The organism is Pseudomonas sp. B6001, assembly GCF_013386015.1.
GTDB lineage: Bacteria > Pseudomonadota > Gammaproteobacteria > Pseudomonadales > Pseudomonadaceae > Aquipseudomonas.
In genome coordinates, this window is the sequence record NZ_JACAOX010000013.1 from 134,436 (window position 1) to 146,989 (window position 12,554).

General features: G+C 62.2%; 11 protein-coding genes. 5 read left to right on the forward strand and 6 right to left on the reverse strand.

Annotation, left to right across the window (positions count from 1 at the left end):
- Positions 1-120: 120 nt before the first annotated feature.
- Positions 121-1,446, reverse strand: coding sequence for a tRNA (N6-isopentenyl adenosine(37)-C2)-methylthiotransferase MiaB (miaB, locus tag HX821_RS14890; RefSeq protein WP_102369960.1), 1,326 nt, complete (start codon positions 1,444-1,446; stop codon positions 121-123).
- Positions 1,447-1,578: 132 nt separating this feature from the next.
- On the opposite strand from miaB, the gene HX821_RS14895 reads away from it, so the two are divergent.
- Positions 1,579-1,905: a DUF1820 family protein gene (locus HX821_RS14895; protein WP_003215457.1), complete on the forward strand. Its 327-nt coding sequence runs from the start codon at positions 1,579-1,581 to the stop codon at positions 1,903-1,905.
- Between the two features lie 129 nt (positions 1,906-2,034).
- Here the strand turns inward: HX821_RS14895 and HX821_RS14900 are convergent, their stop codons facing one another.
- From HX821_RS14900 to HX821_RS14915, 4 genes are all read right to left on the reverse strand, one after another.
- Positions 2,035-2,589 carry a tetratricopeptide repeat protein gene (locus HX821_RS14900; RefSeq protein ID WP_134327361.1) on the reverse strand — a complete coding sequence of 185 codons (555 nt, stop codon included), beginning with the start codon at positions 2,587-2,589 and terminating at the stop codon, positions 2,035-2,037.
- A 225-nt stretch (positions 2,590-2,814) separates the two neighbouring features.
- A complete protein-coding gene (gene hemL, locus HX821_RS14905; RefSeq protein ID WP_177035963.1) occupies positions 2,815-4,098 on the reverse strand; it encodes a glutamate-1-semialdehyde 2,1-aminomutase in 1,284 nt (427 codons plus the stop codon).
- Positions 4,099-4,115: 17 nt separating this feature from the next.
- On the reverse strand, positions 4,116-4,739 hold the full coding sequence (gene thiE / locus HX821_RS14910) for a thiamine phosphate synthase (RefSeq protein WP_177020941.1): 624 nt from the start codon (positions 4,737-4,739) through the stop codon (positions 4,116-4,118).
- 18 nt (positions 4,740-4,757) lie between these two features.
- The gene (locus HX821_RS14915) at positions 4,758-5,555 is read right to left on the reverse strand and encodes a hydroxymethylpyrimidine/phosphomethylpyrimidine kinase (RefSeq protein WP_003215474.1); all 798 of its coding nucleotides are present in this window, start codon (positions 5,553-5,555) and stop codon (positions 4,758-4,760) included.
- A 286-nt stretch (positions 5,556-5,841) separates the two neighbouring features.
- Between HX821_RS14915 and HX821_RS14920 the strand changes: the two genes are divergently transcribed.
- The 4 genes from HX821_RS14920 to HX821_RS14935 all read left to right on the forward strand — a co-directional run bounded on the left by HX821_RS14920 (position 5,842) and on the right by HX821_RS14935 (position 12,348).
- Complete coding sequence (locus HX821_RS14920) at positions 5,842-8,220, forward strand: hybrid sensor histidine kinase/response regulator (RefSeq protein WP_008436587.1); 2,379 nt, start codon at positions 5,842-5,844, stop codon at positions 8,218-8,220.
- Between the two features lie 88 nt (positions 8,221-8,308).
- Positions 8,309-9,961: an acyl-CoA dehydrogenase family protein gene (locus tag HX821_RS14925; RefSeq protein WP_177035964.1), complete on the forward strand. Its 1,653-nt coding sequence runs from the start codon at positions 8,309-8,311 to the stop codon at positions 9,959-9,961.
- Positions 9,962-10,135: 174 nt separating this feature from the next.
- Positions 10,136-11,635 carry an AMP nucleosidase gene (gene amn, locus HX821_RS14930; protein ID WP_172834544.1) on the forward strand — a complete coding sequence of 500 codons (1,500 nt, stop codon included), beginning with the start codon at positions 10,136-10,138 and terminating at the stop codon, positions 11,633-11,635.
- A 71-nt stretch (positions 11,636-11,706) separates the two neighbouring features.
- A complete protein-coding gene (locus HX821_RS14935) occupies positions 11,707-12,348 on the forward strand; it encodes a pseudouridine synthase (RefSeq protein WP_003215483.1) in 642 nt (213 codons plus the stop codon).
- On the opposite strand, the gene HX821_RS14940 is transcribed toward HX821_RS14935, so the two are convergent.
- Positions 12,343-12,552, reverse strand: a complete 210-nt coding sequence (locus tag HX821_RS14940; protein ID WP_026077819.1) for a DUF2788 domain-containing protein — start codon at positions 12,550-12,552, stop codon at positions 12,343-12,345. The two genes, HX821_RS14935 and HX821_RS14940, sit on opposite strands and share 6 nt — an antisense overlap.
- Positions 12,553-12,554: the final 2 nt, after the last annotated feature.

Consider the following 12,554-nt stretch of genomic DNA (forward strand, 5'->3'; position numbering starts at 1 on the left):
TCTAATGTGGGAGCGGGCTTGCTCGCGAATGCGATGGGGCAGTCAGCCTGTTCGTTGCCTGATACACCGCCTTCGCGAGCAAGCCCGCTCCCACATTGGTTCCCGGTGGCCGAATTATTGTTACACCAGCGAACCGCGCAGCGAGTGCGGTTGTGCCGCGTCGATGTGCACGTCGGCGAACTGCCCGATCAGCGTCGGATTATCACAGCGGAAGTTGACGATCCGGTTGTTCTCGGTCCGGCCCTGCAATTCGCCAGGGTCTTTTTTCGAGTAGTCGGTCACCAGGATGCGCTGGGTCGAGCCCACCATCTGTCGGCTGATCTCGAAACCCTGCTGGTTGAGGCGATGTTGCAGGGCGTTCAAACGCTCCTTCTTCAACGCTTCCGGGGTTTCGTCGAGCAGGTCAGCCGCCGGAGTGCCCGGGCGCTGGCTGTAGACGAAGGAGTAGGAGAAGTCGAAGCCTACGTCTTCGATCAACTTCATGGTCTGCTGGAAGTCTTTCTCGGTTTCCCCTGGGAAGCCGACGATAAAGTCCGAGCTGATGCAGATCCCCGGCACCGCCGCACGCAATTTGCGCAATTTGGATTTGTATTCCAGGGCGGTGTGGTTGCGCTTCATCGCCGAGAGAATGCGGTCCGAGCCCGATTGCACCGGCAAGTGCAGGTGCTTGACCAGCTCCGGCACTTCGGCGTGGGCCTGGATCAGGCTGTCGGAGAACTCTAGCGGGTGCGAGGTGGTGTAGCGAATCCGCTCGATCCCGTCGACGGCGGCCACTACGCGGATCAACTCCGCGAGGTCCGCCAGGCGCCCGTCGTGGGTCTGGCCACGGTAGCCGTTGACGTTCTGTCCCAGCAGGGTCACTTCACGCACGCCGTTCTCGGCCAGGTGAATGATCTCTGCCAGCACGTCGTCGAACGGGCGGCTGACTTCTTCGCCGCGGGTGTAGGGCACCACGCAGAAGGTGCAGTACTTGCTGCAGCCTTCCATTACCGACACATAAGCGCTTGGGCCGTCGATGCGCGGCTCGGGCAAATGGTCGAATTTTTCGATTTCCGGGAACGAGACGTCGACTTGCGGCAGCTTGGTGATGCGCGCGGCGTCGATCATTTCCGGCAGGCGGTGCAGGGTCTGCGGGCCGAATACCACGTCGACGTACGGTGCACGGTCGCGAATGGCGGCGCCTTCCTGGCTGGCCACGCAACCGCCGACGGCGATCACCATGTCCGGGTTGGCCAGTTTCAGTTCACGCCAGCGGCCCAGCTGCGAGTAGACCCGGTCCTGGGCCCGCTCGCGGATCGAGCAGGTATTGAGCAGGATCACGTCGGCGTCTTCAGCGCGAGCGGTGACTTCCAGGGCCTGATGTTCACCCAGCAGATCGACCATGCGCGAGCTGTCGTACTCGTTCATCTGGCAACCGTGGGTTTCGATGTAAAGCTTCTTGGCCATGGGGATCGTCAACTGGTGGTAAAGAACCGCGCATTATAGGGGGCATGCCGATAGGTTCCTAGCACTGTGCATCGGACGCCATGCTATAGTTCGCGCCCTCTTTTAAATCCCCCGATGTGTTACCCGCCCACCATGACCAAACGTGAAGCTCCAATCTACAAGGTGATTTTCCTTAACCAGGGCCAGGTGTTCGAAATGTACGCCAAGCAGATCTATCAAAGTGATCTGTGGGGCTTCCTGGAAGTGGAAGAGTTCGTCTTTGGCGAGCGCACGCAGCTGGTCGTCGACCCGGGCGAGGAAAAACTCAAGGCTCAGTTCGAAGGCGTGGTGCGCAGTTTTGTGCCGATGCATTCGATCGTGCGCATCGACGAAGTCGAGCGCCTGGGCACGCCGAAAATCAGCGAGGCCCGGGGCATGAGCAATGTCATGCCGTTTCCGATGCCGATGCCTGAGAAGTAAGGCTTAACACCGCGCCGACCCCTTCGCGAGCAAGCCCGCTCTCACATTCGACCGAGTTCCACCTTTGGAATACAGTCGAATGTGGGAGCGGGCTTGCTCGCGAAGGCGGTAGTAAAGGCGCTACAAAACTCAGGGCAGCGGGGAAAACGGCGAGCTGCCATCTGCGCTCTGCAGTTCCTGCAGGTAGTTGCGGAAAATCTGTCCCAGCACTTGGGTAGCCACTTCCAGTTCGTCGCGCTGCATGTGTTCGGCCACTTCGTCGGCCGTGTCCAGTGCATCTTCGGCGCCGTTCACCGCCGCCATTTTCAGCACGATGTACGCCTGGACGTTATTGGCCGGTACGCCTTCGCCGTGGAAAAACATGGTGCCCAGCTGGAATTGCGCCTGCGCGTGGCCCTGCAACGAGGCTTTCTCGAAGTAGCTCAAGGCTTTGTTGAGGTCGCGTGCGGGGTTTTTACTGTCGTAGAAGTACTCGCCCAACTCGTATTGCGCCTGCGCATCCCCGCCTTCGGCCTGTTTCTGGCACGCGCTCAGGGCTTCGGCCTGGCTTTCCGGCTGGGTATTGAGGGTGCAACGACCCATCGCTGGGATTAACAACGAGTTGCCGCCTGCCTGGGCATACGCCAGCAGCGGCTGAAGGAGCAACAGGCAGCCCAGAACCAGGGTGCGGCCGGTGCGTTTCATGGGAATCGACTTACCTCTGACGGGGCGCGGGACCCACGGGGGGATCCAATAAGCGCGCATTATGAAATAAGCAGGCACCTGCTTACAAAGTCTTTACTCGTTTTTCTGCTGCGTGGGCAAGTTATCTGCCGGATTGCAGGTGAATTCTCGAAAAAAGACGGAAATGCCTGTAAGCAAAGTAGCAAATCTGACGCCGCCAGGGGCGACGTCGGATTTTTGCGCCGCTTATTTCAAGGCGGCGAAGGCGCGTTCGGCAGCATCGAGGGTCAGTTTCAGCTCGGCGTCGCCATGGGCGATCGAGGTGAAGCCGGCTTCAAAAGCGCTCGGGGCGAGGTACACGCCACCTTCCAGCATCAGGTGGAAGAAGCGCTTGAACAGGTCGGCATCGCTGCCCATCACATCGTCGAAGGTGACGATGTCGTCGCCGCCGCTGAAGTACAGGCCGAACATGCCGCCCGCCTGGGTGGTCACGAACGGAATGCCGGCGGCATCGGCGCGCTGTTGCAGGCCGTCCAGCAGGCGCGTGGTGTAGTCGGTCAGCTCGGCGTGGAAGCCCGGGCGGCTGATCAGGCGCAGGGTGGTCAGGCCGGCGGCCATGGCCAGCGGGTTACCCGACAGGGTGCCTGCCTGGTACACCGGGCCCAGCGGCGCGATGTGTTGCATGATTTCGCGCTTGCCGCCGAAGCAGCCCACCGGCATGCCGCCGCCGATGATCTTGCCGAAGGTGCTCAGGTCCGGCGTGACGCCGTAGTAAGCCTGGGCGCCGCCGAGGGCAACGCGGAAGCCGGTCATCACTTCATCAAAAATCAGCACTACGCCGTGCTTGTCGCACTGTTCCCGCAGGCCTTCCAGGAAGCCCGGCGCCGGCGGCACGCAGTTCATGTTGCCGGCCACCGGCTCGACGATGATGCACGCCACTTCCTGGCCGACTTCGCTGAGCATCTGCTCGACGGCAGCGATGTCGTTGAACGGCAGGGTCAGGGTGTGTTTGGCGAACGCGGCCGGCACCCCGGCGGAGCTCGGTACGCCCTGGGTCAGCGCACCGGAACCGGCCTTGACCAGCAGGCTGTCGGAGTGGCCGTGGTAGCAGCCTTCGAACTTGATGATGCTGTCGCGGCCGGTAAACCCACGGGCCAGGCGAATCGCGCTCATGGTGGCTTCGGTGCCGGAGCTGACCATCCGCACCATCTCCATGGAGGGCACGATGGAGCACACCAGGTCAGCCATCTCGGTTTCCATGGCGGTCGGTGCGCCATAGGAAAGGCCGTGTTGCAACTGCTGGCGCACCGCGTCCAGTACTTCCGGATGGCTGTGGCCGAGGATCATCGGGCCCCACGAACCCACGTAGTCGACGTAGCGCTTGTCATCTTCGTCGGTGACGTAGGCGCCTTCGGCATGCTTGAAGAACAGTGGGGTGCCGCCAACGCTCTTGAACGCTCGCACGGGAGAGTTCACACCGCCGGGGATGTGTTTCTGGGCATTGGCAAACAGGGTTTCGGAACGGGACATGATCGTGTTCTCTGAATTCAAGATTTTAGAAGATCGTTGAAAGCGCGGGCGCGGCGCGTGACTTCCTGGGTGCTGTCGGCACCAAACAGGCCGTGGACCACTGCCAGCAAGTCGGCACCGTGGGCCACCAGCGGCTCGGCGTTTTCCAGGGTGATGCCGCCGATCACGCAGATCGGCAGGTGCAACCGCGCGCGGGCCTGGGCCAGCAGTTCAACGGTGGCTGCCGGCGCGCCGGGCTTGGTGTTGGAATTGAAGAAGCGGCCGAAGGCTACATAACTGGCACCTTCGCGGGCAGCCTGCTCGGCCAGTTCGATCTGGCTGTGGCAGGTGGAGCCGATGATCGCCTTGGAACCGAGCAGCGCACGGGCCGGGGTCAGCGGGCCGTCGGTCTGGCCCAGATGCACGCCGACGCCGAGGCGTGCGGCCAGTTCGGCGTCATCGTTGATGATCAGTTGGGTCTTGTAGCGCGAGCACAGCTCCCGCAGTTTTTCGGCTTCCCGCAGGCGGCGCGCTTCGTCGCTGCTTTTATCGCGGTATTGCAGCAGGGTCACGCCACCGTCCAACGCCGCTTCGACGTAGGCCAGGAACTTGCCGGCCAACAGTTGGCTGTCGGTAATGGCATAAAGGCCACGTAGTTTCATCGGGCAGGCCTCTTGGTGTTACGAGCAGAAATCCAACGGCAGACGACGAGGCACGAATTGCCCCTGGCCGAGTTGTTCAGCGTCACGCAGGGTGCGCCAAGTGTAGTTGAGGGCCGATTGCACCGCGCTGACCAACCCTTCGCCTTGTGCCAACCGACCGGCCAGCGCGCTGGCCAGGGTGCAGCCCGAACCGTGGTAACTGCCGGGCAGGCGCTGGCAGGTAAAGGTCTGGTGCGTGCCGTCGCGGCTGTAGAGGCGGTTGTGCACTTCGTGCTCGTCGCCATGGCCGCCGGTGATCAGCAGGTGCTTGATGAACGGCAGCAGTTTCGCTGCGCATTCGTCCGCCGTGCCCTCGGGCAATTCGGCGAGGATGCGTGCTTCAGGCAGGTTGGGGGTGGCGATCAGCGACAGCGGCAACAGCCGCTCGCGCATGGCGTAGCCGACCTCGTCCTTGCCCAGGCTGCCGCCGCCGCCGGCACGCAGCACCGGGTCGCAGACCACCGGCAAATGCGGGTGCGCCTTGAGCAGTTCGACCACGGTGTCGACCATCTCCAGGGAACCGAGCATGCCCAGTTTCACCGCGGCCACTTCGGAGTCACCGAGCACGGCGTTGGCCTGGGCCAGCACCCACTCGCGATCCAGCACGCGGAAATCGCTGACGTTGACGGTGTTCTGCACAGTCAGCGCGGTGACGGCCGGGGCCGCATGACAGCCCTGGGCGAGCAGGGCTTCGATATCTGCCTGCAAGCCGGCGCCACCACTGGGATCATGGCCGGAGAGACAGAGGACAACGGGGCGAGAGCTGTAGATATTCATGGTGCGCGAGCTTACCACCAAACGCTTTTTGGGTGGCTGTCGGGCGATGGTTGAATTTTTAGCGGAGGGGACGGCGGAAGTGGCTGTTTGCTATCATCGTGAAATACAGGTCAAATGCCCTGTAATGCCCGCTCTAGAGCCTTTCAAAAAATTATTTCAATGGTGTCTTTTGGCCTGTAATGGCTATGCTAGAGTGGATTCAAACCAATAACTGTATCGCCGGTTTACGTCTGCTCAAAAGGAATGGAGGCTTTTGACATAACCGGACAGGTCACGCTGGGGCTCTATGCGCTATTTGCTGATGTTACTGTTGACCGGGCTGCCGATGCTGGCCGGCGCAGTCGAGTTCAACGAGACCACCACGCGGTTGCCCCTGGGCCAAGTGATGCAAGTCCTTGAGGACCCCAGTGGCGCCCTGACCATTGGCGATATCAGCTCGCCGGTCCTCGCCAGTCGTTTCAAGACCCACGACAAAGCCACATTGAATGCCGGCTATTCGCGCTCGGTGTTCTGGCTCAAGGTTGATTTGCATTACCGTGCACAGCGCCCGGATGCCCCGCGCCGCTGGCTGCTGGAACTGGCTTACCCGCCGCTGAACCAACTGGAGCTGTACGAGCCTGACAGTGTCGGCAACTATCGACTGGTGTCGCGCACCGGCAGCATCCTGCCGTTTTCCAGCCGTGAAATCCGCCAGAGCAACTACCTGTTCAAGCTCGACTTCGTCCCTGGCCAGCAGGAAACCCTGTACCTGCGCCTGCAAAGCCAGGGCTCGATCCAGGCACCGCTGACCCTCTGGTCCACCACTGCGTACCTCGAAGAACAGCCATTGCGCCTGTACGTGCTGGGTGTGATCTACGGCGTGTTGCTCGGCATGCTGATCTACAACCTGTTCATCTACCTGAGCGTGCGCGACACCAGCTACCTCTATTACATCCTCTATATCGCCTCGTTCGGCCTGTATCAGCTGTCGGTGAACGGTGTGGCCGTGCAGTATTTCTGGCCGAATAACCCGTGGTGGGCGAACGCGGCGGTGCCCTTCCTGATCGGTTCGGCGGCGCTGTTCGGCAGCCTCTTTGCCCGCAGTTTCCTGCACACCGCGCTTTACAGTCGCTGGATCAACCGGCTGTTGCTGGCCCTGGCGGTCAGCGGCGGGGTGGTGATGGTGCTGGCATTGTTCACCAGTTATGCGCTGGCGCTGCGCCTGGCCACCGCCCTGGCGCTGGTCTTTACCGTGACCATCTTCGTCGCGGCCATCAAGGCCTGGTATTGCGGCCAGCGCATGGCGCGATACTTCATCATCGCCTGGACCGCGTTCCTGCTGGGCGGTGTAGTCAATACGATGATGGTGCTGGGCTACCTGCCCAATGTGTTCCTCACGATGTACGCCAGCCAGATCGGCTCGGCACTGGAAGTGGCCTTGCTGTCCCTGGCGCTGGCCGACCGGATCAATTCGATGCGCGAGCAACAGGCGCAAATCCTGTTCGACGCCAGCCAGAAACTCGAAGTGCTCAACACGCAACTGGCCCACAGCAACCAGCTCAAGGATGAATTCCTCGCCACCTTGACCCACGAGCTGCGCACGCCGATGAACGGTGTGATCGGCTCCCTGGAATTGATGCAGACCGAGCCGCTGCCAGGCGACCTCGCGCAGTACCATCAAACCGCCTCCGGTGCGGCCCGCGAGATGATGCGCATGGTCAATGGCATCCTCACCCTCACCGAATTGCAGGCCGGGCGCCTCAGCCCGCAACCCCAAGTGTTCAGCCTGCGTGGGCTGCTCGACACCTTGCGCCAGCAGTTCGCGGCCAGCGCCCAGAACAAAGGGTTGGCGTTCTCCATTGATCTGGCAGAAGACCTGCCGGACCGCATCAACGGTGATCCTGGCAAGCTGGCGCAATGCCTGGATTGCCTGTTGGACAATGCCTTCAAGTTCACCCACGAGGGCTCGGTGCGTGTGCGGGTGGTCGGTGTGCCCCAGGCGGACGGAACGCTGCGCCTGACCTTCATTGTCACTGACACCGGCATCGGCTTCGCCTACCTCGATGAGGCGACCCTGTATCAGCGCTTCTTCCAGCTCGATGGCTCGACCACTCGCCAATACGGCGGCATGGGCATTGGCCTGGCGATCTGCCGGCAATTGATCGAGTTGCTCGGTGGGCGCCTCACCCACAATTCCGAGCCGCGGCGCGGCAGTCGCTTCCAGCTGGAACTTGCAGTCAGCCCCGTCCAGCCAGAACCGGCTGCCGTGCGGCGAGTACCGCAGGCGCAACGCACGCCGCAGGAGTGCACGGTGCTGCTGGTGGACGACAACAGCGTGGCGCAACTGGTGGTGCGCGGCATGTTGCTCAAGCTCGGTTATCGGGTGAAAACCGTCGACAATGGGCCGGCCGCCCTGGCGTTGCTGCAGAGCCAAACCTTCGACGCAGTGTTGCTGGATGTGCCCGAGGGCGGCTTTTCGCTGTGCTGCCAGATCCGTGCGTTGCCCGGCTGTGGTGAGCTGCCGGTGATCGCCTTGAGCACCTCGTTACAAGCCCCGGAACGCGAGCGCTGCCACGGCGTGGGTATCACCGACCGAGTGGCCAAACCGGTACGTTTCGAGGCCCTGCAACGGGTGCTGCAACTGCGGTTGTTGCATATGGTTGAGGGTGAAAGCGCCGCCAATTAGGCGTTTATGCCACTTTTTTAACCCGGGTGACGGTGCTTAACTGAAATTCAGGCCTCAATGAACGTGGCCTTTTTTCAGGAGGCCCGTCATGCACCTGCACCAGTTCGCCGAAACCCACGACGTCACCAACCAGCCACCGTCCCTGGACGGCACCAATCTGTACCGTATCGACTTGCCGCTGCAAGACTGGTCCCGGCGCTTCGGCGCCGGCTGGGCCGAGCAACGCATCGATACCTATGGTGCGCTGGCGGGCGGGCCGCTGATGGAAGCCGGGTTCCTGGCCAACCAGAACAAACCGGTGTTCAACAGCCATGACCGGTTTGGCCATCGCATCGACCTGGTGGAGTTTCATCCGGCCTACCACGAACTGATGCGCACCGCCGTCGAACACGGCCTGCCGTCGTTGCCGTGGGCCCATCCGCAATCCGGCGCCCATGTGGCCCGCGCGGCGATGACCTACCTGCACAGCCAGGCCGAAGCCGGTACCGGCTGCCCGCTGACCATGACGTTCGCCTGCGTCCCGGCCCTGCGCCTGCAGCCAGACCTGGCTGAAACCTGGCTGCCGAAAATCCTCGCCACCGAATACGACCCGCGCAACGTCGGCATCGCCCACAAGGCCGGCGCCACCATCGGCATGGCCATGACCGAGAAACAGGGTGGCACCGACGTGCGCGCCAACACCACCCGCGCTTACCCGGTGGGCGCTGGCGGCCCGGGCCAGGCGTATGAGCTGGTGGGGCACAAGTGGTTCTGTTCGGCGCCGATGTGCGATGGCTTCCTCACCCTGGCCCAGACCGACAAGGGCCTGACCTGCTTCCTGCTGCCCCGGCACCGCCCGGATGACACCCGCAACGAGTTCTACATCCAGCGCCTGAAAAACAAGCTCGGCAACTGCTCCAACGCTTCCAGCGAAGTGGAGTTTCGTGGCGCGCTGGCCTGGATGATCGGTGAAGAAGGGCGCGGCGTACCGACCATCATCGAGATGGTGGCGATGACCCGCTTCGATTGCATGGTCGGCTCCAGCGCCCTGATGCGCCAGGCGCTGACCCAGGCCAGCCATCATTGCGCTCACCGCCTGGTAGGTGGCCGGGTGCTCAGCGAGCAACCGTTGATGCAGAACGTGCTGGCCGACCTGGCCCTGGAAAGCGAGGCGTCCCTGGCCTTGAGCATGCGTATGGGGCGCGCGCTGGACCATCCGGATAACGAACAGGAAGCCAAATTCGCCCGGCTGGTGACGGCGGTGGGCAAGTACTGGATCTGCAAGCGCGCGCCCGCGATGATCAACGAAGCCGCCGAGTGCATGGGCGGTGCGGGGTATGTCGAGGACAGTATCCTGCCGCGCTTGTACCGTGAGGCGCCGGTCAACTCGACGTGGGAAGGTTCCGGCAATGTGCAGTGCCTGGATGTGCTGCGGGCCCTGTCCAAAGAACCGGGCGTATTGGAGGCGCTGTTTGTCGAGCTGGGGGATGGTCATGGCCACAAGCACCTGGCGCGGCATATCGAGCAGTTGAAGTCGGCGTTCATGGACACTCAGGACATCCAATACCGTGCCCGGCAATTGACCGAGGACATTGCGGTGGCGTTGCAGGCCAAGCTGCTGCTGGAGGCGGGCAATGCCAGTGTGAGTGATGGCTTTATCGCCAGCCGACTGGGCGAGTCGTCGGGCCGGGTCTATGGCACCTTGCCGCGGGGTGTGAATGTGGAAGCGATTGTCGCGCGCTCGACACCTCCTTTTTCCTGAACAAACACGGTCAAAATGTGGGAGCGGGCTTGCTCGCGAAGGCGGTGGATCAGCCAATACATGTGCTGACTGACCTACCGCTTTCGCGAGCAAGTCGAATCGTCGCACCGCCGCTCCCACATTATTGATCGCATTCCAATTCCGGTGTTCCAGTGCGCCAGGGATACAGGCAAGATGAAGGCCTGCAAGTCAGAACACAGGATGCTTACCGTGACCGAAGCTTTTGTTGTCGTTCAAACCGCCGAAGAAGCCGTGGATCGGCTGGCGGCTCTCCATGAGCGTGCCACTGGCGCGCTCAATCAAGCCCTCAAGCGCTACCTCAAAGACCGCGTCGAACCCGACGCCGAACAACGTGCGATGTTTCGCTACCCGGAACTGCGCCTGACCTACCTGGTGCAGGGCGAAGTCCCACAGACCACCCGGGCGTATGCCAAGGTTCAGTTGCCGGGGACCTACAGCGTCACCGTCACCCATCCGTCGGCCTTCCGCAAATACCTGCTGGAGCAACTGGTGCCGTTGATGCACGACTTCACCGTGACGGTGGAAGTGGGCGTCAGCCAGCAGAACATTCCCTACCCGTACGTGGTGGAGCAGGGTGACGAACTGGCCGGCTCCGGTGTAACTGCCGCCACGCTGGCGCGGGTGTTCCCGAGTACCGACCTGTCTGCCGCCACCGATGGCATCGCCGACGGGCTGTACGACTGGGAAAACACCGACCCGCTGCCATTGGCATTGTTCGATGCCGCCCGCGTCGACTTCTCCCTGCGCCGCCTGGTGCACTACACCGGCAGCGACTGGCGCCATGTGCAGCCGTGGATTTTGCTGACCAACTACCACCGCTACGTTGACCAGTTCATCGTGCATGGCCTGGAACAGTTGCGCAGCGACCCGCGCTTTATCCGCATGGTGCTGCCGGGCAATGTGATCATCGACAAGAGCATGGACCACGGCGAGGCGTCTGCCATTGCTGCCGGCGTGGTCTGGCACCGTTATCAGATGCCGGCCTACCACTTGCAGGCCAGCGACGGCCATGGTGTGACCCTGGTGAACATCGGCGTCGGCCCGTCCAATGCCAAGAACATCACCGACCACCTCGCCGTATTGCGTCCGCATTGCTGGCTGATGATTGGTCACTGCGGCGGGCTGCGTCAATCCCAGACCATCGGTGACTACGTGCTGGCTCACGCCTACATGCGTCGCGACGGGATTCTCGACCGGGTAGTGCCGCCGAACATTCCGATCCCGGCCCTGGCCGAAGTGCAGATGGCCTTGCAGCAAGCCGCGGCCAACGTCACCGGCGAGAAAGGCGAAGAGCTGAAAAAACGCCTGCGCACCGGCACCGTGCTGACCTACGACGACCGCAACTGGGAGCTGCGCTGGGCCCAGGAACGTCCGCTGATCAACCTGTCCCGCGCCGTGGCCGTGGATATGGAAAGCGGCACCATCGCCGCCCAGGGCTACCGCCTGCGGGTGCCGTACGGAACGTTGCTGTGTGTGTCGGATAAACCGCTGCACAGCGAGATCAAGCTGCCGGGATCGGCCAACGCGTTCTATGAGCGTGCGGTCAGCCAGCACTTGAAGATCGGCATCGAGGCGGTGGATCTGTTGCGCACCGAACTCAACTCGCTGCACTCGCGCAAACTGCGCAGCTTCGACGAGCCGCCGTTTCGCTAAACGGTTGGGATGGTTATTTAACGGTCAGGCCACTAGCATTGTCGGTCCTGACCGTTAGATGTTCCTTTGCCATGTCCCGTCCTGCCCGTCCTGTTTCCCGCCGCCCCGGTGTGAAAAGTCCGCAAACCTCGTCAGCCCCGCGTCGTGTCGCCAAGGCGCCACCGGCCGATCCCAAGTTGATCCTGTTCAATAAACCCTTCGATGTGCTGACCCAATTCAGCGATGAAGGCGGGCGGGCGACCCTCAAGGATTTCATCGACATCCCCGGCATTTACCCGGCCGGGCGCCTGGACCGTGACAGTGAAGGCCTGTTGCTGCTGACCAACGACGGCCAATTGCAGGCGCGCATCGCGGACCCCAAGCACAAATTAGCCAAAACCTATTGGGTGCAGGTGGAAGGCGAGCCGACCGAGGAACAGCTGCAACGCCTGCGCGACGGTGTGGAGCTCAACGACGGCATGACCCTGCCCGCCGAAGCCCGGCAACTGGACGAGCCACAACTGTGGCCACGTAACCCGCCGGTGCGGTTTCGCAAAAGCGTGCCGACCCATTGGCTGGAGTTGGTGATTCGTGAAGGGCGTAACCGCCAGGTGCGGCGCATGACGGCGGCAGTGGGGTTGCCGACGCTGCGTCTGGTGCGGGTGCGGATTGGTGACTGGTCAATCGACGGCCTGGACCAAGGCCAATGGAAAGAAGTGCCGGCGCGCTTATAAGGCGCCGGACTCGATCAGGCCGATCACCACGCTCTTGATGATGAACGCGGCAACGCCCAGGCCCAGCACGAAGAACAGGATCATCGAGCCAAAGCGCCCGGCCTTGGATTTCTTCGCCAAGTCCCAGACGATAAAGCCCATGAAAATGATCAGGATGCTGACCAGGCCGGTCATCATCCATTCTTCAAACACGGCGGGATCAATCG

What these genes read in the sequence shown, in the direction of transcription:
- hemL (WP_177035963.1), bottom strand. Translation starts at nt 4,098, where the DNA reads ATGTCCCGTTCCGAAACCCTGTTTGCCAATGCCCAGAAACACATCCCC.
- miaB (WP_102369960.1), bottom strand. Translation starts at nt 1,446, where the DNA reads ATGGCCAAGAAGCTTTACATCGAAACCCACGGTTGCCAGATGAACGAG.
- HX821_RS14895 (WP_003215457.1), top strand. Translation starts at nt 1,579, where the DNA reads ATGACCAAACGTGAAGCTCCAATCTACAAGGTGATTTTCCTTAACCAG.
- amn (WP_172834544.1), top strand. Translation starts at nt 10,136, where the DNA reads ATGAAGGCCTGCAAGTCAGAACACAGGATGCTTACCGTGACCGAAGCT.
- HX821_RS14900 (WP_134327361.1), bottom strand. Translation starts at nt 2,589, where the DNA reads ATGAAACGCACCGGCCGCACCCTGGTTCTGGGCTGCCTGTTGCTCCTT.
- thiE (WP_177020941.1), bottom strand. Translation starts at nt 4,739, where the DNA reads ATGAAACTACGTGGCCTTTATGCCATTACCGACAGCCAACTGTTGGCC.
- HX821_RS14920 (WP_008436587.1), top strand. Translation starts at nt 5,842, where the DNA reads ATGCGCTATTTGCTGATGTTACTGTTGACCGGGCTGCCGATGCTGGCC.
- HX821_RS14915 (WP_003215474.1), bottom strand. Translation starts at nt 5,555, where the DNA reads ATGAATATCTACAGCTCTCGCCCCGTTGTCCTCTGTCTCTCCGGCCAT.
- HX821_RS14935 (WP_003215483.1), top strand. Translation starts at nt 11,707, where the DNA reads ATGTCCCGTCCTGCCCGTCCTGTTTCCCGCCGCCCCGGTGTGAAAAGT.
- HX821_RS14925 (WP_177035964.1), top strand. Translation starts at nt 8,309, where the DNA reads ATGCACCTGCACCAGTTCGCCGAAACCCACGACGTCACCAACCAGCCA.